Source organism: Streptomyces sp. NBC_00316 (assembly GCF_036158715.1).
Lineage (GTDB): Bacteria > Actinomycetota > Actinomycetes > Streptomycetales > Streptomycetaceae > Streptomyces.
In genome coordinates, this window is sequence record NZ_CP108023.1 from 3,159,188 (window position 1) to 3,178,462 (window position 19,275).

At 71.5% G+C, this 19,275-nt stretch carries 16 protein-coding genes; 12 read left to right on the top strand and 4 right to left on the bottom strand.

The features are described from left to right. Nucleotides 1-224: 224 nt before the first annotated feature. Nucleotides 225-1,862, top strand: coding sequence for a hypothetical protein (locus OG878_RS13865; protein ID WP_328887085.1), 1,638 nt, complete (start codon nt 225-227; stop codon nt 1,860-1,862). Between the two features lie 191 nt (nt 1,863-2,053). Continuing rightward, nucleotides 2,054-3,997, top strand: coding sequence for a S53 family peptidase (locus tag OG878_RS13870; RefSeq protein WP_328887086.1), 1,944 nt, complete (start codon nt 2,054-2,056; stop codon nt 3,995-3,997). Between the two features lie 175 nt (nt 3,998-4,172). On the opposite strand, the gene ku is transcribed toward OG878_RS13870, so the two are convergent. Continuing rightward, nucleotides 4,173-5,267 (bottom strand): non-homologous end joining protein Ku, encoded by a 1,095-nt coding sequence (gene ku, locus OG878_RS13875; protein ID WP_328887087.1) that lies wholly within the window; start codon nt 5,265-5,267, stop codon nt 4,173-4,175. A 78-nt stretch (nt 5,268-5,345) separates the two neighbouring features. Here ku and ligD point away from each other — a divergent pair, with 78 nt between their 5' ends. The 7 genes from ligD (at nt 5,346) to OG878_RS13910 (ending at nt 13,990) form a co-directional block, all read left to right on the top strand. Further along, nucleotides 5,346-6,242: a non-homologous end-joining DNA ligase gene (gene ligD / locus OG878_RS13880; protein WP_328887088.1), complete on the top strand. Its 897-nt coding sequence runs from the start codon at nt 5,346-5,348 to the stop codon at nt 6,240-6,242. A 150-nt stretch (nt 6,243-6,392) separates the two neighbouring features. Then, on the top strand, nt 6,393-8,525 hold the full coding sequence (locus OG878_RS13885; protein WP_328887089.1) for a HEAT repeat domain-containing protein: 2,133 nt from the start codon (nt 6,393-6,395) through the stop codon (nt 8,523-8,525). Continuing rightward, on the top strand, nt 8,522-8,836 hold the full coding sequence (locus OG878_RS13890) for a zinc-ribbon domain-containing protein (protein ID WP_328887090.1): 315 nt from the start codon (nt 8,522-8,524) through the stop codon (nt 8,834-8,836). The genes OG878_RS13885 and OG878_RS13890 overlap by 4 nt, the downstream gene beginning before the upstream one ends. A 113-nt stretch (nt 8,837-8,949) precedes the next feature. Further along, the gene (locus OG878_RS13895; protein WP_328887091.1) at nt 8,950-9,714 is read left to right on the top strand and encodes a hypothetical protein; all 765 of its coding nucleotides are present in this window, start codon (nt 8,950-8,952) and stop codon (nt 9,712-9,714) included. Then, nucleotides 9,711-11,030 carry an ATP-binding protein gene (locus tag OG878_RS13900; protein WP_328887092.1) on the top strand — a complete coding sequence of 440 codons (1,320 nt, stop codon included), beginning with the start codon at nt 9,711-9,713 and terminating at the stop codon, nt 11,028-11,030. The genes OG878_RS13895 and OG878_RS13900 overlap by 4 nt, the downstream gene beginning before the upstream one ends. A 52-nt stretch (nt 11,031-11,082) precedes the next feature. Continuing rightward, the gene (locus OG878_RS13905; RefSeq protein WP_328887093.1) at nt 11,083-12,462 is read left to right on the top strand and encodes an FtsW/RodA/SpoVE family cell cycle protein; all 1,380 of its coding nucleotides are present in this window, start codon (nt 11,083-11,085) and stop codon (nt 12,460-12,462) included. A gap of 70 nt (nt 12,463-12,532) precedes the next feature. Continuing rightward, the gene (locus OG878_RS13910; protein WP_328887094.1) at nt 12,533-13,990 is read left to right on the top strand and encodes a peptidoglycan D,D-transpeptidase FtsI family protein; all 1,458 of its coding nucleotides are present in this window, start codon (nt 12,533-12,535) and stop codon (nt 13,988-13,990) included. Nucleotides 13,991-14,059: 69 nt separating this feature from the next. Here OG878_RS13910 and OG878_RS13915 read toward each other — a convergent pair whose 3' ends face one another. Genes OG878_RS13915 through OG878_RS13925 form a run of 3 tightly spaced genes read right to left on the bottom strand, consistent with a single transcriptional unit; the run spans nt 14,060 to nt 17,000 of the window. Beyond that, nucleotides 14,060-14,923 (bottom strand): hypothetical protein, encoded by an 864-nt coding sequence (locus tag OG878_RS13915; RefSeq protein ID WP_328887095.1) that lies wholly within the window; start codon nt 14,921-14,923, stop codon nt 14,060-14,062. 53 nt (nt 14,924-14,976) lie between these two features. Beyond that, nucleotides 14,977-15,873 (bottom strand): ADP-ribosylglycohydrolase family protein, encoded by an 897-nt coding sequence (locus tag OG878_RS13920; RefSeq protein WP_328887096.1) that lies wholly within the window; start codon nt 15,871-15,873, stop codon nt 14,977-14,979. Continuing rightward, a complete protein-coding gene (locus tag OG878_RS13925) occupies nt 15,870-17,000 on the bottom strand; it encodes a ferritin-like domain-containing protein (RefSeq protein ID WP_328887097.1) in 1,131 nt (376 codons plus the stop codon). The genes OG878_RS13920 and OG878_RS13925 overlap by 4 nt, the downstream gene beginning before the upstream one ends. A 178-nt stretch (nt 17,001-17,178) precedes the next feature. Between OG878_RS13925 and OG878_RS13930 the strand changes: the two genes are divergently transcribed. From OG878_RS13930 to OG878_RS13940, 3 genes are read left to right on the top strand one after another with little or no spacing between them, the layout of a single operon-like run. Continuing rightward, nucleotides 17,179-18,114, top strand: a complete 936-nt coding sequence (locus OG878_RS13930; RefSeq protein ID WP_328887098.1) for an AurF N-oxygenase family protein — start codon at nt 17,179-17,181, stop codon at nt 18,112-18,114. 41 nt (nt 18,115-18,155) lie between these two features. Beyond that, nucleotides 18,156-18,908, top strand: coding sequence for a TetR/AcrR family transcriptional regulator (locus tag OG878_RS13935; protein WP_328887099.1), 753 nt, complete (start codon nt 18,156-18,158; stop codon nt 18,906-18,908). Between the two features lie 33 nt (nt 18,909-18,941). Next, nucleotides 18,942-19,208 (top strand): hypothetical protein, encoded by a 267-nt coding sequence (locus OG878_RS13940; protein ID WP_328887100.1) that lies wholly within the window; start codon nt 18,942-18,944, stop codon nt 19,206-19,208. Nucleotides 19,209-19,275 lie beyond the last annotated feature (67 nt).

Sequence of the window (19,275 nt, forward strand, 5' to 3'; positions counted from 1 at the left end):
CCGGTGGTGACGCCTCCGGACAGGCTCGGAGTGTGCCGCTTCCTCGTGGTCGGTTCCACGGAGCACCCCTGCCGGGATGCGCGCCAGTCGCAGCGCCTCCGAGTCTACTGACGGATGCCGGAACCGCGACATATCAGGCTCGATTGACACCGTTCCGGGTGGCGAGGATGGTGGTGGTTCCGGGCGGGGTGAGCGGTGCCGCGCCCAACGGTTGGGGGGCCGGGATGAGTTGGGACGAGCGACCTTTCGGACCGGATGCCTCCCCTCCGGTACCACCGCCGCCCTCCCGCCCGCCCACCGTCGGACCACCGCCTCCGGGGGCAGCGCTGCGCGGCGTGGCGGCCGGGCTGCTCAATCTCACCGGACTCGGGCTCGGCTACGCCCTCATGCGACGGTGGTTGAGAGCCCTTCTCTGCTGGGCGGCGACGGGGGCGCTGCTGCTCGTGGCGTTGCCCGCCGATCCCGATGGCCTGACCGCGGGTCCGGTCGTCGTGTACGCGGTCGTGCTGGCGGCGGCCGCCGCGGACGGGGTACGGATCGCGCGGCGCACCGCTGTCGGCGGATCGTGGCGGCCGGTGGTGGCAGCCGGGGCCGGGCTGGTGCTGCTGGCGGTGCCGGCGGGCGGCGTGGTGTTCTACGGCTCCGCACAGGACGAGGCGCTCGAGCGGATGCTGCTCGACCGGCTGGGTGAGGGCGACCGGACCGTGCGGGCCGCTTCCGGCCGGACCTTCGACGCCGCGCGGGCCGACTACCGTTCCGCCCTTGCGGTCTACCGGGACCTCGGTGAGGACCATCCGGGGTCGCGGGCGGGCAGGCTCGTACCGGCGCGACTGCACGCGTACTACGAGGCGGTCGCCGCCCCGTACCGGCAGGGCAGGCATTGCGAGGCCGTTGCACCGCTGACGTATCTGCGGACCGTGCCCGAGTCGGTCGACCCGAAGCTGCTGGGCGACCTCGCCGACTGGCCCGACGGGCCGCTGGCCGCATCGCTGTACGCGTGCGGGGTGTCGAGGCTGGGCGGACCGGCCGTGGAGCCGTCGGGCGGCGAGCTGGCCGAGCTGCTGCGTACGTTCCCCCGTTCGGCGCAGGCCGGAAAGGTGGGCCCCGCGGTCTCCAGGAAGATCTCCGAGTTGGTCGCGGCGGTGGGCAAGGGGAGTCCGTGCGCGGCCACCGAGACACTGCGCGGGCTCCGGACGACCGTGGCGGCGATGCCGGAGACGTCGGTGTCCGCGCGGGCCCGGGAGGCCGACCGCGGGATCGAGAACGGAATGTACGCGTGCGGGGTGGACCAGTTCCGGTCCCGGCAGTTCGCCGAGGCGCGCAGGACGCTGACGGAGTTCGCCGCCACGTACGGCAAGGACGGCCGCAGGGCGCGGGCCCGGGACATCGCCATCGCCGCGGAGATCGCCGACGACCGGCCGGCGGCGGGTGAGCGGCTGCCGCCGGCAGGACGTCCGGGCGGTTCGCGGATGGAACTCGTCATCAGCAACGACGCCCCGAGCGGTGTCGAGATCCTCTACACGGGACCGGTCACCGGCCGCGTCTCGCTGAAGGCGTGCGGCAGTTGCCGGCGGTTCGCCTCGGAGGCGTCCGGGTCCGCGCTCGCCTGCAAGGCCGGGGGCAGGAGTTATCCGAAGGTGCGGTTGCGGCTTCCGGCGGGCGAGTACCACTTCCTGTACAAGCACGGCACGGGTACGGGCACGGGCGTCGAGAGCTACGCGTCGGGGTCGCGCATCCAGCCCGGCTACACGTACACGAGTTGTACGTATGTCGTCGAGAGTCCCTACGGGCTCGGTCCGCCTTCGGCGTCCGAGCCGGTGAGCGTTGCTCCCGTGCTCCTTCCCGCGCTCGCCTCCCGGTGATCCCGGAGGGAGCCATCGGGGTACGTTTCGGCCCTTCTCTGTCCGAACTGCCCCTTCGGCAGCTCCTCTTGACAGTTTCTTGGTGAATGCATGCCCCTTACATAAAGGGTTCCTCGCCAAAGTGGCGGATTACATGTGCACATCATCCGGCACATGCTCCACACGCGAAGAACCTCATCGCAGGGGGTTACATGACAATCAGCCGCGCCAGACGTCGCGCCGGGCTGAGCATGGCAGCGACACTGCCGCTGCTCGCCGGTGCGCTCGCCCTCGGCATACCGTCCGCCAGTGCGGATTCGGCGCCCGGCGGTCGCGACGCGCTGCAGGGTTCCAAGCCTGCCTGGGCCAGCGCCGAGGCCGACCAGGGTGCCACGGCCGACAACGGCAAGGTGAGTGTCCGGGTCCACCTGGCCGGGCGGGACGCGAAGGGGCTGGCCGCCTACGCCGCCGCCGTGTCGGACCCGCAGTCCTCCTCGTACGGCAAGTATCTGAGTGCCGAGGAAGCGCAGGCCCGGTTCGGGGCGACCCAGCAGCAGATCGACCAGGTCAGCCAGTGGCTGGAGTCGAACGGGCTGACCGTCACCGGTGCCAACCAGCACTACGTCTCCGCCACCGGCGATGTCGCCGCGGCCGAGAAGACGTTCAGCACGCAGCTGCGCAACTACCGCAAGGGCAGCCGGACCTACCGCGCCCCGTCCTCGAACGCCTCGGTGCCGGCCGGGCTGAGCGACGCCGTCCTGGCGGTCTCCGGTCTGGACAACGCGCCCCACAGGTCGAGCCACGACGAGACGCTGCCGCCGCCGGACGCGGTGTTCCGCAACGCCGGTCCGTTCTCCTCGTACTTCGGCTCGAAGACCGCCTCGACGCTGCCCAGCGCCTACGGGTCCAAGGTGCCGTACGCGATCAAGGGCTACACCGGCCAGCAGCTGCGTGCCGCGTACGGTGCGGGCAGCTGGACCGGCAAGGGCGTGACCGTCGCGATCACCGACGCGTACGCCTCGCCGACCATCGCGAAGGACGCCGCCGAGTACGCCAAGCGCAACGGCGACGCCTCGTACCGTAGCGGGCAGCTCCGCCAGGTGCTGCCGGACGACTACACGAAGACCGAGGAGTGCGGGGCTTCCGGCTGGTACGGCGAGGAGACCCTCGACGTCGAGGCCGTGCACGCGGTCGCGCCCGCAGCCGACATCGTCTACGTGGGCGGCGCGTCCTGCTACGACGCCGACCTGCTGGACTCGCTCAACAAGATCGTCGACCACCGGCTTGCCGACATCGTCTCCAACTCCTGGGGCGACATCGAGGCCAACGAGACCCCTGACGTCGCGGCCGCGTACGACCAGGTGTTCAAGATGGGCGCGGTCGAGGGCATCGGCTTCTACTTCTCCTCCGGCGACGCGGGCGACAACGTCGCGTCCACCGGCACGAAGCAGGTCGACGTCCCGTCCAACTCCGCCTGGGTGACGTCGGTCGGCGGCACCTCGCTGGCTGTCGGCCAGCACGACGCGTACCAGTGGGAGACCGGCTGGGGCACGCTGAAGGCCAACCTCGCCGAGGACGGCAGGAGCTGGACCGGCTTCCCCGGCGGGTACACCTCGGGCGCGGGCGGCGGCACCAGCTCGACCGTGAAGCAGCCGTTCTACCAGCGCGGTGTCGTCCCTGACGCGCTCGCACAGGCGAACGGCAAGCACCGGATGCGTACCGCCCCGGACATCGCGGCGGTCGCCGACCCGAACACCGGCTTCCTGGTCGGCCAGACCCAGACGCTGCCCGACGGTTCGCTCGGCTACGACGAGTACCGCATCGGCGGTACGTCGCTGGCGGCCCCGGTCATCGCGGGTGTCCAGGCCCTCGCGCAGCAGGCCCAGCACGGCCGGCCGCTCGGCTTCGCCAACCCGGCCATCTACGCCCGGTACGGCTCGGCGACGTACCACGACGTCACCGACCACCCGCTGGGCGCGGGCCGTGATCTCGCGGTGGCCCGGGTCGACTTCGCCAACGGCTTCGACGCGGCGGACGGCCTGCTGACGTCGGTGCGCAGCCTCGGCAAGGACGCCTCGCTCAAGGCGGTCAAGGGGTACGACGACGTGACGGGTGTCGGTACTCCGGCGGCCGGATACGTGAACTCGTACCGCTGACACCGGCGCACGGCCCGATCCGACGGCTGCCCCGGAGCTCCGGCTCCGGGGCAGCCGTCCGCGTACACCGGTCCATGACCCGCAGCACCCCTGCGGTGACCGGGACACAGGTCCTGATCACGCCGTCGGCACCGGCGACGCGCCACGGACTGCGGGCTGCGGGTCCCCCGTCCCGTCAGGCCGAGGCGCGCTTCTTGGCGGAGGTCTTCTTGGCCGCCGGTTTCGTGGCCGACGACGACTTCGCCGTCTTGGCCGCCGTGTTCGACGCCGTCTTCTTGGCCGCCGACTTCGTGGTCGACCGGGCGGCGGTCTTCTTGGCGGGCGTTCTGCCCGGTGTGGTCTTCTTCGCGGCGGTCTTCCGGGCGGCGCCGGCCGGGGCCGCCTTCTTCTTCGCTCCGGTTCCGCCGCTCTTCTTTCGTCCGGCGAGCGAGGTGACCTTGGCGACCGGGGCTTCGGTGCCCTCCTGCGCCTCCTCCGTCCCCTCCTCCTCGCCACGGGCCTTCTTCGCCGCCCGGACGCTGTTCTCCAGCGCCGCGATCAGGTCGATCACCTTGCCGCCGCCGCGCTCGTCGGCCGCCGCGGGTTCCAGCGCCTCGCCGGAGGCCTTCGCGGCGATGAGGGCCTCGACCGCCTCGCGGTAGTCGTCGTGGAGCGTGTTCATGTCGACCTTGCCGAGGGTGGCCATCAGGGCGTCGGCCAGGTCGAGTTCGGCGTCACGGACGGTGACCTCGGTCTCCGGGGCCACACCGTCGGTGGTGCGGATCTCGTCGGGCCAGAGCAGGCCGTGCATCGCGATCACGTCGTCGACGACGCGCAGCATGCCGAGCCGTTCACGGCCGCGCAGGGCGTACTTGGCGATCGCGACCTTCTTGCTCCGCTTCAGGGCCTCGCGCAGCAGGGTGTACGGCTTGGCGGCCGGTACTCCATTGGCGGAGAGGTAGTAGGCCGCATCCATCTGGAGCGGGTCGATCTCGGAGGCGGGGACGAACGCGACGATCTCGATCGTCTTGGCCGTGGGCAGCGGGAGCGAGGCCAGGTCCTCGTCGGTGATCGGGATCATGGTGCCGTCGGCGCCCTCGTACGCCTTGCCGATGTCTGCGGCCGTCACCTCCTCCTCGTCGAGCTCACAGACCTTCCGGTAGCGGATCCGGCCGCCGTCGGCGAGGTGGATCTGACGGAAGGAGATCGAGTGGCTCTCCGTGGCGTTGACCAGCTTGATCGGGATGCTGACCAACCCGAAGGAGATCGCGCCGTTCCAGATGGACCTCACCGTTCACCCCTGTCGCCGCAGACACCGATAGGTACCGATTGGTACCTATAGATCCTGAATTCATGTGATTCTTATCGTATGACGCCGATCACTGAGGTGGAGGGGCGGCGCCTGGCGCTCAGCAACCTCGACAAGGTGCTGTATCCGGCCACGGGCACCACCAAGGGCGAGGTTCTCCATTACTACGCGGCCACGGCGGCCGGGGCCCTGCTCGCGCATCTGCACAACCGGCCGGTGTCCTTCCTGCGCTATCCGGACGGGCCGGACGGGCAACTGTTCTTCACCAAGAACCCGCCGCCCGGTACGCCGTCCTGGGTACGGATCGCCGAGGTGCCGCGACACGTGGCGCAGCGGGCCGGACAGGTGGTCGTACAGGATCTGGCCTCGCTGATGTGGGCGGCGAACCTGGTGGTGGAGTTCCATACGCCGCAGTGGCAGGCCGATGCTCCGGGGATCGCCGACCGGATGGTGTTCGACCTCGACCCCGGCTCCCCGGCGACCGTCGTGGAGTGCTGTCAGGTGGCGCTGTGGCTGCGCGAGCGGCTGGCGGCGGACGGGTTGCCCGGGTACGGGAAGACCTCCGGGTCGAAGGGGCTGCACGTCCTCGTACCGCTGGAGCCGACCCCCGCCGATCGGGTGTCGGCGTACGCGAAACGGCTGGCGGTGGAGGCGGAACAGGAGCTTCCGGGCCTGGTCGTGCACCGGATGACCAGGGCGCTGCGGCCGGGGAAGGTGTTCGTCGATTTCAGCCAGAACGCGGCGGCGAAGACGACCGCCGCCCCGTACACCCTGCGCGCCAGAACCGAACCGGCCGTCTCCGCGCCCGTCACCTGGGCGGAGATCGAGGACTGCCGGACCCCTGCCGAGCTGGTCTTTCTGGCCGCCGACATGGCCGGGCGGCTGGAGCGGCACGGGGATCTGCTCGCCCCTCTGATCGATCCGGACCGGGGCCGGCCGCTGCCTGACGCACCCTGATCGGAGCCTCCGGGACCGGGTCCCCGGCCGCGCCGCCCGCCGTTGCCGCCCGCGCAGCAAAAGGCCTGCATGTGGCGGGTGGATTGTCCGAGCCGTGGTGCACACTCTGCGCAGACACTGCTGCGTGAGGTCGCGTGGGGAGGCGAGGGCGTGTTCGCAGGGATCGACGAGGTCGGCTGGGCCTCGATGGAGCATGCCTACGGGCCTGCGGATGATGTGCCCGGGCTGCTGCGGGGCCTGGCGTCCGCCGATCCGCTGGAGCGCGAGGGTGCACTGGACGGCATGTACGGGGCCGTTCACCACCAGGGGGATGTGTACGACTGCACGCTGGCCTGCATTCCGTTTCTCTTCGAACTGGTCGCGCACCCGGGGATCCAGGACCGGGGCAGCCTCGTCGAGCTGCTCACCAGCATCGGCGGCATCGATCTGGACGACGAGGACGAGATCGACGAGGAGGAGATCGAGGGCGCGGCGAACTACGCGATGGCGGCCGTCGCCGTCACCGCGGGCGCCGATGTGTTCCTCGAACTGATCGCCGACGAGGACCCGGGGGTACGGCTGGCCGTGCCCCCGGCACTCGCCACACTGCACGGCCACCCGGTGCGGGTCCTCGCACTGCTGCGGGAGAGGCTGCCGGTGGAACCGGACGAGGAGGTGCGGCTCGCGCTGGTGGAGGCCGTCGGCCGGGTCGCGCTGCGGCACCGGACGCTGGCCGGGCAGGCCGCGGACTGGCTGAGCCGGCTCGCCGCGGAGCCGTACGCCCCGGGGCTCCGGCTGGCCGCGCTCGCCCAACTGGCCCGGTGCGCGCCGGAGGCACTGCCGGGTGAGGTCGTACCGGTGGTGACCGGGCTGCTGCGCGAGCTGCGTACGGCACCGGCCGGCGCGGCGGACCCGGTGGCCGCCCCGGAGCCGCTCGACGCATCCGCTCCGGCCGCCGAGTCCGCCGACGAGCGGGGTGCGCCGGTGACCCTGGTGGGCCAGTTGCGTGCGCTGGCCGCCGCGGAGTCCGCGGGGCGCACCGCCCCCTGGACGGCCGATCTGCTGCGGACCTTGCACATCGGGCTCGACGACCGCGTCGCCGACCGGACCGCGCTGCTGACCGACCAGCTGCGCAGCCCCGATCTCCGCCAGCGGATCGACGCCGTGCGGATGAGCGCCGGGCTGATACGGGCCTGGCGGGGCCCGTACGAGGAGCTGGTCCGGCTCGTGGGCGAACAGCTCGCCGTCCCGGAGCCACAACTGGCCAAGGCCGCCTCGCATGTACTGGAGGAGCTCTTCGGCCTCGCCGCACCTGCCGCGGACGCGCTGGCGGCGCGAGTGGCGGCGGACCCCGGGGCCTGGGTGACGGAGTGGGAGAGCGGGCCGCCGGGGCTGGGCAGCGCGGTGAAGGCGCTGGCCCGGCTGGGTGACGCCCGGGCCGTGCCCGCGCTGACCGCCGCCCTGGAGCGGTCCGAGGTGCCGCACGACGTGGGGTTCGCCATCGGGCATCTGGGGGCGGCGGCGGCCCCACTGGCCGGGGTGCTGCGCCGCCGGCTCGGCGAGATCCCGCTCGACGAGGGGGCGTACGACCGGGCGAATCCGCTGCTCGGCGGGCTGACCGCACTGCGGGCGGGCGAGGCCGCGCCGCAGGTGCTGCGGGTGCTGCGGGGGGCGCCGGAGTACCGCGGGGAGTGGCTTCGGACGTCGGCGCTGCAGGCGCTCGGTTCGTTCGGGCCCGCCGCGCGGTGCGCCGTACCGGAGCTGCGTGCGCTGATACGCCGCCCCGGGACCGCGGCGGCGACGGAGGCGGCGCGGGCGCTGTGGGCGGTCGACGGGGATGCGGAGGCCGTGCTGCCGGTACTGGTCGAGGGGCTGCAGGCGCAGCAGGTGCACGAGCGCCGGTCGGCGGTGAGCGCGCTGGGCACGCTGGGAGCCCACGCACTGGGGGCGGCACCGCTGCTGCGGGCGCTGCTGTCGCACGACGAACCGTGGCTGCGGGTGGACGCGGCGATCGCGCTGTGGGACGTGTCCGGGCGGGCCGGGGAGTCCGTGCCGGTCATGCTGGCGGCCTGGGAGAACAACCGTCATGTCAGGGTCCGGGTGGCGGAATGCCTGGCGCGGATGGGTGTGGCTGGTGCAGGGTCTGATGCGGCACATGTGCTGCGTGCCGAACTCGCCTCCGTTCGCCGTCACAACGCGATGGACGGCGGGTACGGCAGCCACGACACCTATGACGACGAAAAGCTGCTGGCGCTCTGCCGGCAGGCACTTCCGGTGCACACGGGGAAGGGACCCACAACATGATCATCTTCGGCACGCGAGGTTACCTCTACCAACTGGCCGTTCTGACGCTGGTCTGCGGATGGTGCGGCAACCCGGCGGCGCACACGCTGCGCAAGCGGGTCACGAAGTTCACGCTGTTCTTCGTGCCGCTGTTCCCGTTCTCGACGAAGTACGCAACGCAGTGCACGTTCTGCGGCGGGGAGCAGAAGATTCCGAAGGAGCAGGCCGATCAGCTGCTGACGCAGCACCTCGCCTCGCAGGACGGCAACCCGTTCGGGCAGGCGCAGCAGCCGGGGTACGCGCAGGACGGGCAGAACCCCTACCAGAACTGAACAATCACCCCTCCAACGGAACCGAAACGACATAAAGGACTTCCTTCCGAATAAGGTCGATGGATCACGGGTCTGCGGACTCATGGACCGGACGGCCGGGAAGGGAGGGAACGATGCGCCCGCACCGCCGGGTGACGCACCGCGCTTCGGCGGTCCTCGTGGCCGCCGTCGGCGCCGCGTCGCTGGCCGGCTGCGGCACCGACGGCGGACAGCTGCGGAGCGCCGGACCGGCCCCGACCGTCATCGGGCCCGCCCGGCTCTGGCCCCAGCTGCCACCCGCCTCCGCCGCTCCGTACGACTACGGCGAGGGCGCGACGGCGCGCATCCCCGGAATCACGGTCCCGCACGACGATGTGCACACGCTGGACCCGGTCGCCGTGGTGCAGGCCGACCTGATGGCCACGACAAGCCGGTCCAGCGGTTCGGACGAACTCCCCGCCGACACGGTCCGCAGGATCACCGCGTGCCGCACCGCACCCACGGCCTGCCCGGTCCTACAGCCCTACTACCGCGATCTGACGGGCAACGGCCGGGACGACATGGTGCTCGGCGTGCGGCGGAACGACGGGCGGCTCTCCGTACGGGTCTACATGGCGAACTCGGACGCACTGACCCGGATCATGGCCGTCTCGGACGCCGTGATCAGCGTGGAGCTGGCCGGGCGGGACGTGATCATGCGGGTGCCGTCGGCGATCGCCGGGTACGAGTACCGGACGGTCTGGTCCTGGGACGGCCGGCAGCACGCGATGCTGCCGACGCAGGACGAGATCCTGCGCAAGACCGCGGAGACGGCGCCCAGCGCACGGCCGAGCGCGGAGCCCAGCCCTCGGCCGGCCACGACGTCGCCGTCGCCCGGCGTCTCCGAGGGGCGGCGATGAGACGACACAGCCTGCGCGCGCCCGCCTGGACCGGGACGCTCACCTGGAAGGCCGCGGTGTTCATCACCGTGATGTGCTGCGCCCTCGCCGCGCTGCTCGGCGTGCTGGTGCACACGGCGGTGACCCGGCGGACCGTCAGCGAGGCCCGCGCCAAGGCGCTCTCCCGGCTGGACGGCGTGACCAGGGCGTACGAGGAGGGCGAGGCACTCCCAGCGGATTCCGGTATCGACCCGCCCGGTCTGCCCGCCTCCCTGCGCGACCTGGCGGTGCACGGGCGCCGGGGCACCGTCGTCGCCGACTCCCACGGCCGGCCGGCCATGTGGGCCGCGGGCCCGGCCGACGGGCACGCACTGGCCACCGAGATCGACTACAGCATGAGCGCCCACACCATCAACGGCCTCGACCGGGCCATCATCGGCTCCTCGGCGCTGGCGATCGCCGCCACGCTGCTGGTCGGCGCATTCGCCGTCACCCGGGTCACCCGGCGGCTGCACCAGACGGCCCGGGTGGCCCGCCGGATCGGTGCGGGCGATCTCGACGCCCGCGTCGACGACCCGCGCGCGTCGGACCCTTCGCGCCCGCAGGACGAAGTGGCGATCGTCGCCGGTGCGCTGGACACGATGGCGTCCACGCTCCAGTGCAAGCTGCTGGCCGAGCAGCGCTTCACCGCCGATGTGGCGCACGAGCTGCGCACCCCGCTGACCGGTCTCTCGGCCGCCGCCGAGCTGCTGCCGCCCGGCCGCCCGGCCGAGCTGGTGCAGGACCGGGTGCGCACCATGCGGGCACTGACGGAGGATCTGCTGGAGATCTCCCGGCTCGACGCCCGCACCGAGGAGGTCGACCTCGCGGTGCACGCGCTGGTGCCGCTCGCCGAGCGGACGGTGAGCGCGTCGGGGACCGAGACCGTGATCCGCGTCGTGGGGGCGTGTGCCGGGGCGAGGACCGTGCAGGTCGAGACGGACAAGCGGCGGCTGGAGCGGGTCCTGGGCAATCTGATCGCCAACGCGCACCGGCACGGCCGCCCGCCGGTGGTCCTGACGGTCGACGGGCCGGTGGTGACCGTACGCGACCACGGGCCCGGCTTCCCCGACTATCTGCTGACCGGTGGTCCGCAGCGGTTCCGCACCGAGGGCGGCGGCAAGGGTCACGGGCTCGGACTGACCATCGCCGTCGGACAGTCGGCGGTCATCGGCGCCGAACTGGTCCTCTCCAATGCACCGGACGGCGGGGCGGTGGCGCGGCTGACGCTCCCGGAGTACGTACCGCTCGACACGGACGAACCCGCAGGCGGCGACGGCCGGACCGGACCGACATAAGCGGGGATCCACATAAGGGAAATAACGCCCACCACTTGCTACGTTGCGTGGCATGACCGCACCGAGGCCGGACGCGCCTCCGCCCGAGCTACGCCTGCCCAAGCGGCGCGGGGTCGAGCTCTCGCTCCTCGTCGGGGCCGTCCTCATCTCCGTCTACGGCTACGCCGACGTCGGCCTCGCACGCGACGACGCGGTCCCGCCCGATGTCGCCGGCTACGGTGCGGGCCTCGGCCTGCTCGCCCTCCTCGCCCATCTCGCCGTCCGCTTCCGTGCCCCGTACGCCGATCCGCTGCTGCTGCCCATCGCGGTCCTGCTCAACGGGCTCGGCCTGGTGCTGATCTACCGGCTCGATCTGGAGACGCCGAAGGACCAGGCGGCGCCCACCCAGCTGATCTGGTCGACGCTCGGCGTCGCGTTCTTCATCGTGGTCGTCGTCTTCCTCCGCGACCATCGGGTGCTCCAGCGGTACGCGTACCTCTCCGTCGCCGCCGCCCTCGTCCTGATGATCGTGCCGATCTTCTTCCCGGCGGTGAACGGTGCCAAGATCTGGATCCGGATCGGCGGATTCTCCTTCCAGCCCGGCGAGTTCGCCAAGATCCTGCTCGCCGTCTTCTTCGCGGCGTACCTCTCCGCCAACCGCAACGCCCTCGCCTACACCGGCCGCAAGGTCTGGAAGCTCCAGCTCCCCACCGGCCGGGTGCTCGGCCCGATCGTGGCGATCTGGCTGCTGAGCGTCTGCGTGCTGGTCCTCGAACGCGACCTGGGCACCTCGCTGCTCTTCTTCGGCCTCTTCGTGATCATGCTGTACGTGGCGACCGGCCGGACCGGCTGGATCGCGGTGGGCCTGCTGCTCGCCGCCGTCGGCGCATTCGTCGTCGGCTCCTTCGAACCCCATGTGCACAGCCGGGTGAAGGACTGGCTCGACCCTTTCGCCACCATCGCTGCGGGCCAGGGAGCCGGCCAGCTCGCCCAGTCACTGTTCGCGTTCGCCGCGGGCGGGATGCTCGGTACCGGGCTCGGGCTCGGCCACTCCGTCCTCATCGGCTTCGCCGCCAAGTCCGACTTCATCCTGGCCACGGCGGGCGAGGAACTCGGGCTGTCCGGGCTGACCGCGATCTTCCTGCTCTACACGCTGCTGGTCGCCCGCGGCTACCGGGCCGGCCTCGCCCTGCGCGACCCCTTCGGGCGGCTGCTGTCGATCGGGCTCGCCTCGATCCTGGCCCTCCAGGTGTTCGTGATCGCGGGCGGCGTGATGGGACTGATCCCGCTGACGGGCATGGCGATGCCGTTCCTCGCCCAGGGCGGTTCGTCCGTCGTCACCAACTGGATCATCGTGGCGCTGCTCATCCGGGTCAGCGACCTCGCCCGCAGACCCCACCCCGACCAGGTGGAGACCGGGGTCGTCGCACCGGTCGCGGAGAACCGGCAGTGACCGCGCACGCGCCCGGACGACCGGAAGGACGCGCCGTGACGCGCCACACCCCGCACCGCCGGGAGGACGCGTGATCCGCTACATCCGGCGGGCCGCCGCCTTCTGCCTGCTGCTGCTCATGGCGCTGCTGCTGAACGCCGCCCGCATCCAGGTGTTCCAGGCCGACGAGCTGAACGACAACCCCGCCAACCGCCGCCAGACGATCGCCCGTTACGGCCAGCCGCGCGGCAACATCCTGATCGGCGGGCGGTCCGTCACCGGCTCCAGGAACACCGGCGAGCAGCTCAGGTACGAGCGCACCTACACCGACGGCCGGCTGTACGCGCCGGTGACCGGCTACGCCTCGCAGACGTACGGCACGACGCTGATCGAGAACGCCGAGGACGACATCCTGTCCGGCACCGACCCGATGCTCGCCCCGCTGCCCCTGTGGAACGAGATCACCCGCAGCCAGCAGCCCGGCGGCGACGTCCGCACCACCATCAAGGACTCGATGCAGCGCGCCGCGTACGACGGTCTGGGCGGGCGGCGGGGCGCGGTCGCCGCCCTCGAACCGTCGACCGGCAAGATCCTGGCGCTGGTCTCCACCCCGTCGTTCGACCCCGGGCGGCTCTCCGGCACCGGCTCGTCGGTCACCGACGCCTGGCGGCAGCTCAACGCGTCGAAGAGCCAGCCGATGCTGAACCGGGCGATCCGGCAGACGTATCCCCCCGGCTCCACCTTCAAGATCGTGACGGCGGCGGCCGCACTCGACGCGGAGGTGGTCACGGACCCCGGCGCCTACACCGACACGCCGTCCCCGTACGTGCTGCCGGGGACCGACACCGAGCTCCCCAACGAGGCGCGCGGCTGCGAGGAGGCGTCGCTCTCGGAGGCGATCCGGGTGTCCTGCAACACGGTGATGGCCCATCTCGGGGTGGAGGTGGGCCTCGACGGGATGGTGGACGCGGTGCGGAAGTTCGGCTTCAACGACACCGGGCTGAAGATCCCGTCCGGGGTGGCCAAGAGCAACTTCGACACCGATATGAGCGACGACCAGCTGGCCCTGTCGTCGATCGGCCAGTTCGACACGACGGCGACTCCGCTGCAGATGGCGATGGTGGCGTCGGCCGTGGCGAACGGGGGCGACCTCATGTACCCGTATCTGGTCGACCGTACGACCACCAAGGACGGCACGACCGTCCATCAGAACACCGCGCGCCCGTACCACCGGGCGATGACCCCGCAGACGGCCGCGCAACTGCAGCAGATGATGGTCGACGTGGTGGAGCGGGGCACCGGATCGAACGGGGCGATCGACGGGGTGACGGTCGGCGGCAAGACCGGCACCGCCCAGCACGGCATCGACAACACGGGTACGCCGTACGCCTGGTTCATCTCCTGGGCCCGGGACCCGCGCTCCGGGCGGCCGGCGGTCGCGGTCGCGGTGGTCGTCGAGGACGCCGCCGCGAGGCGGGCGGACATCAGCGGGGGCGGCAGCGCCGCCCCGATCGCCCGGTCCGTCATGGAGGCGGCGCTGCGGGGCTGACGGTATGGACGCGAGGCTCCGCGGGTCCCTGTGTGCCGCGCGGTGGCCCGGGGCACTGCAGCCGGCAGATCAGCCGATCGGCTTGCGCGACTCGGCCCTGACCTGGGCCGTGTCGGCCGCCGCCTGCTCCAGGTCGACGTCCTTCGGGTCCTGGGCCGCGATCTCGGCCGTGACCAGACCGACGAAGGCCGCCGTGTTGTCGTCGCCCCAGGCACACATGGGGATGGTGCTCGTCCGTCCGGCGTCCTTCGACGTCACGACCTGACAGGACACCGTGATGTCGTACCCGTCGGGGGTGAACTCCCTGGCGGGGACGACGACGGTCATGCCCTTCTCCCCCGCGGCCCCTTCGAGGATCTTGTCCCGGGTGAGCTCGGGCATCTTGATCCGGCCCCACATACCGGAGATGACCAGGACGCCGCCCTTGGCGGAGGTGTACTGCGTGACGACGGCCTTCACATCGCGGACGCTGAGGTCGCGGACCTCCTCGACCGCCTTCCCGTCGGTCGACGAGGTGTCCGCGGCGAGGGTGTACTCCTCGTCCAGCAGCTTCTTGGGCACGGTGAGCTGATACGTGGCGTCGGGGAAGCCGCCCGCGACCGACTTTCCGGCTCCGGCCACCTGGGAGACGGTGTAGGCGAGGGCGCCGACCGCCACCAGCGCGGCGGCCGCGATCCCGATGATCAGGCCGGTCCGCTTCTTCTTCGGCGGCTGCGCACCGGGCCAGGCGGGCATGCCGGGCTGCCCCCACGGCCCCTGCGGCGCGCCCTGCGGCGGCAGTTGCTGCTGCGGGTATCCGTACGAGGGCTGCTGGCCGGGCGACTGGTGCGGGGGCTGCTGACCGTACGGGCTGTTCGGCTGCGCGTACGGGTTGTTCTGCTGGGGCGGCTGCGGCCCGTACGGGCCCTGCGGCGGCTGGGGCGGCATGCTCATGGCACTCACGTTACGTCACGCATACGAACGCGATTTCGACACGGGCGGCCGCCTCAGCTCAACGGCTCGCGGCTGCGCAACCACTGGGCGGGAACCCCGTCGACCCCGGTCGCCGCGGCGACGACCCCACCGGTGATGGCGCAGGTGGTGTCGACATCGCCGAAGCCCTCGGCCGTGGCCCAGAGCGCCGCTTCCAGGTCGTTCGGATGCCGGGCCGCGGTCCAGAGCGCGAACGGGACGGTGTCGTCCGCCCGGATGCGCTGCCCGTTGCCGAGCAGATCGGCGGCCCTCCACGGCTCGGTGCCGAACGGCACGGAGGCGGCGCGCCGGATCCCGTCCCGCACCGGCCCCTCGGGGGTACGGTCCGCGACCGCCGTCAGCGTGAACTCGCCCCGCACCTGCAGGGCCGCGGCAACGGCCACGGCCACCGCGCCCGCGATCCCCTGCGGGTGGGCGTGGGTGACCTCGGCCGACAACTGCGCCTGCCGGGCCGCGTGGCCGAGGTCCGTATGGAATCGGGCGCCGAGGGGTGCGACGCGCATGGCGGCGCCGTTGCCGAGGCTGCCGCCCTCGAACAGTTCGGGCGCGAGGATGCGCCAGTCGGCCGGGGCGGTCAACAGCTCGGGAAGCAGGATGTGCATGCCGTGCCCGTACCCGCGGGCCGGGTCGATCTCGTACGCCAGGGCGAAGCAGGCGGCGAGCCGGTCCTGGTCCACCTCGCCGTGCTCGTCGAGTACGCGCTGCAGGGCGCGTGCCATGGCGGTGTCGTCGGTCCAGTGCCAGACCGGCTCGGCGGGGGTGCGGCGGGCACGGACCTCGTTGTAGGCCTGCCGGGGTGCGCGGAAGAGCGGGAACCACCGCTCCCCGAACGCATCGCCGAGCGCGAGTCCTTCGAGACTGCGGCGGGCGGCCGCCGCGTCTGCGGGCGCGGCCGTGGACGGAGGCCTCATGCGGGTGATTCTGCCGCGCCCCCGGGGACCTCGCCCTCGGAAATCGCGTCCTCGACCTCCGCGACCCGGGCCTGCTCCTCCGCCGCGAACCGCTCCCGGTCCAGTTGTTCGGCGATCTCCTCGTCCTGGGCCATCAGCAGGTCCAGGTTGGAGTCGCCGAGCTCGAAGACGCCCATGTCGACGTAGGCCTTCTGGAGCCGTTCGCCCCACAGGCCGATGTCCTTGACACACGGCACGATCCGGCTGAACAGCAGCTTGCGGAAGAGCTGCAGATACTCCGAGTGCTCGGAGAGTTCCTTGGCCTCCTGCTTTCCGATGCCGAAATTCTGCAGCACCTCGACACCGCTGAGCCGGTCCCGCATCAGGTAGCAGCCCTCGATGACGAACTCCTCGCGTTCACGCAGTTCGGCGTCGCTCAGCTGCTTGTAGTAGTCGCGCAGGGCCATCCGCCCGAAGGCGACATGGCGGGCCTCGTCCTGCATGACGTACGCGAGGATCTGCTTGGGCAGCGGTTTGGTCGTGGTGTCGCGGATCATGCCGAAGGCGGCCAGGGCGAGTCCTTCGATGAGGACCTGCATGCCGAGGTACGGCATGTCCCAGCGCGAGTCGCGGAGGGTGTCGCCGAGCAGCCCCTGCAGGTTGTCGTTGATCGGGTAGAGCATCCCGATCTTCTCGTGCAGGAACCGGCCGTAGATCTCCGCGTGCCGCGCCTCGTCCATGGTCTGGGTCGCGGAGTAGAACTTCGCGTCCAGGTCGGGGACGGACTCCACGATCCGGGCGGCGCAGACCATGGCGCCCTGCTCACCGTGGAGGAACTGACTGAACTGCCACGAGGTGTAGTGCTTGCGCAGCTCGCCCCGGTCCTTCTCGGTCATCTTCGCCCAGTGCGGCGTGCCGTAGAGCGTGAGGGCCTCGTCCGGGGTGCCGAGCGGGTCGGCGGGGTCGACCTCCAGGCTCCAGTCGATGCGCTTGTTGCCGTCCCACTGCTTGTCCTTGCCCTTCTGGTAGAGGGCCAGCAGGCGCTCGCGGCCGTCGTCGTAGTCCCAGCTGAAGCGGGCGGCGCCGGAGGCGGGCACCTGCCACAGCATTTCCCCGGGGGCGGTGGTGTAGAGGTCGTGTGTCGACACGGACGGCTCCTTCGCCTCGCATGCTTCGATAAGTTCCGTGGCGCTTGCGTCAGTTGGCAGGTTCACACGTTGGTAGACGCCGGGTCAACAAGTCACGTGCAAGGGATTGACGGTCTTGCTGACAAGCAGTCTCATAAGAAGTGACCGCCGGTGACCCATGTGTGAGGTGCCTTCAGCCATGACGACAGTGACCGAACGCGACGTGCAGATGCTCCGCGACGCACTCGGCCCGCTCCGGGACCGCGAGCAGATCGCCGAACGCCTCCTGGAGTCCTCGGCCAAGCACTCCTTCGACCCGGACACCGAGCTCGACTGGGACATGGCCATCGAGGACGGCAAGTGGTTCTGGCCGCCCGAGCTCGTCTCGCTCTACGACACCCCGCTGTGGCGGAAGATGTCCGAGGAGCAGCGGATGGACCTGGCCCGGCACGAGGCTGCGTCGCTGGCCTCGCTCGGTATCTGGTTCGAGATCATTCTGATGCAGCTGCTGGTCCGGCACATCTACGACAAGCCGGTGACCAGCAACCACGTCCGCTACGCACTCACCGAGATAGCCGACGAATGCCGGCACTCGATGATGTTCGGCCGCATGATCCAGTGGGGCCGCGCGCCCAACTACCCCGTACCGCGCCTCTACCACAACCTCGCACGCGTCCTGAAGACCGTGTCCACCACGCCCGGTTCCTTCGCCGCCACCCTGCTCGGGGAGGAGATCCTCGACTGGATGCAGCGGCTGACGTTCCCGGACGAGCGCGTCCAGACGCTGGTGCGCGGCGTGACCCGGATCCATGTGGTCGAGGAGGCGCGGCACGTGCGGTACGCCCGCGAGGAACTGCGCCGCCAGATGGTCACCGCACCGCGCTGGGAACGCGAGTTCACCCGGCTGAGCTGCGGAGAGGCGGCGCGCGTCTTCTCCGTCTGCTTCATCAACCCGCAGGTGTACGAGAACGTCGGCCTGGACCGTCGCGAGGCCGTCGCCCAGGTGAAGGCCAGCGGTCACCGGACGGAGGTCATGCAGTCCGGCGCGAAGCGGCTGACGGACTTCCTCGACGACATCGGTGTGCTGAACGGGGTCGGGCGCAGGCTGTGGAAGAGCTCGGGCCTGCTGGCCTGAGCCGGCTCCCCCCACCGGGGGGACCGCTTACGCTTCGCGGTATGACCTCTGCCGCCGCAGCCCCGCCGACCCGTGCGTACCGACGGCTCAGCGTCGAGGAGCGCCGTACCCAGCTCCTCGGCGCCGCCCTCTCCCTCTTCGCGCACCGGGCCCCCGACGAGGTCTCGCTCGACGAGGTCGCGGCGGTCGCCGGAGTCTCCCGCCCGCTCGTCTACCGCTACTTCCCCGGTGGACGGCAGCAGTTGTACGAGGCGGCGCTCCGGTCCGCCGCCGACGAGCTGAAGCTGTGCTTCGCCGAGCCCCCCGCGGGGCCGCCCACGGAGCGGGTGACCCGGGTGCTCGGCCGCTACCTCGCGTTCGTCGACGAGCACGACGCCGGGTTCAGCGCGCTGCTGCGCGGCGGGAGCGTCGCCGAGACCTCCAGGACGACGGCGATCGTCGACGAGGTGCGGCGGGCGGCGGCCGAACAGATCCTGCTCCACCTCGGCCGGGGAGACACCCACGCACCGGGACCACGGCTGCGGATGATGGTGCGGACCTGGATCGCGGCCGTCGAGGCGGCCTCCCTGATCTGGCTGGACGAGGAGAAGCAGCCCCCCGCGGACGAGCTCCGCACCTGGCTGGTCGACCAGCTGATAGCCATGCTCGCGGCCACCGCCACCACGGACCCGGAGACCGCGGCCGCGGTGGCCGACCTGCTGCCGCTGGAGACCGCCGAGGGCCCGGCCGGGCGACTGGCGGACCGGCTCGTCCCGGTGGTCACCGAAGCGGCGCACCTGCTGCCGCCGGACTGAGCCACCGCACACCCCCTGCGTCAGACTGGGGCCGTGAGAAGCGAGAACACCACCTTCAGGGGCGGCCCGCTGGACGGGCGGGTCCTGCCCGTCCTCGTCGGCGCGACCGGCCATCCGCCCAAGTGGTACGAGATCCCGGTGCCGGACGCCGACGGCGGTCCGGCCACCGTGTACACGTACCGGCGCGTCCCGGCCGGATACTCCAAGCGGCTGGGCGTACAGCGCGGCTGGGTGTACGAGTACGCCCCGGAGGGCCGCGAGCGCCACACTCCCAAGTGGCCCTGGTCGAAACCGAGCTGACCCGCGCGCGGGTCCGGGCTGAGCGGGTCCGCCGGTCTAAGATCGACGGATCCATGGTCACGAGAAC

Bases quoted from the DNA above. Each gene is read 5' to 3' on its own strand.
- OG878_RS13865 (WP_328887085.1), top strand. From the start codon at position 225: ATGAGTTGGGACGAGCGACCTTTCGGACCGGATGCCTCCCCTCCGGTA.
- OG878_RS13870 (WP_328887086.1), top strand. From the start codon at position 2,054: ATGACAATCAGCCGCGCCAGACGTCGCGCCGGGCTGAGCATGGCAGCG.
- ligD (WP_328887088.1), top strand. From the start codon at position 5,346: ATGACGCCGATCACTGAGGTGGAGGGGCGGCGCCTGGCGCTCAGCAAC.
- OG878_RS13890 (WP_328887090.1), top strand. From the start codon at position 8,522: ATGATCATCTTCGGCACGCGAGGTTACCTCTACCAACTGGCCGTTCTG.
- OG878_RS13895 (WP_328887091.1), top strand. From the start codon at position 8,950: ATGCGCCCGCACCGCCGGGTGACGCACCGCGCTTCGGCGGTCCTCGTG.
- OG878_RS13900 (WP_328887092.1), top strand. From the start codon at position 9,711: ATGAGACGACACAGCCTGCGCGCGCCCGCCTGGACCGGGACGCTCACC.
- OG878_RS13905 (WP_328887093.1), top strand. From the start codon at position 11,083: ATGACCGCACCGAGGCCGGACGCGCCTCCGCCCGAGCTACGCCTGCCC.
- OG878_RS13915 (WP_328887095.1), bottom strand. From the start codon at position 14,923: ATGAGCATGCCGCCCCAGCCGCCGCAGGGCCCGTACGGGCCGCAGCCG.
- OG878_RS13920 (WP_328887096.1), bottom strand. From the start codon at position 15,873: ATGAGGCCTCCGTCCACGGCCGCGCCCGCAGACGCGGCGGCCGCCCGC.
- OG878_RS13930 (WP_328887098.1), top strand. From the start codon at position 17,179: ATGACGACAGTGACCGAACGCGACGTGCAGATGCTCCGCGACGCACTC.
- OG878_RS13935 (WP_328887099.1), top strand. From the start codon at position 18,156: ATGACCTCTGCCGCCGCAGCCCCGCCGACCCGTGCGTACCGACGGCTC.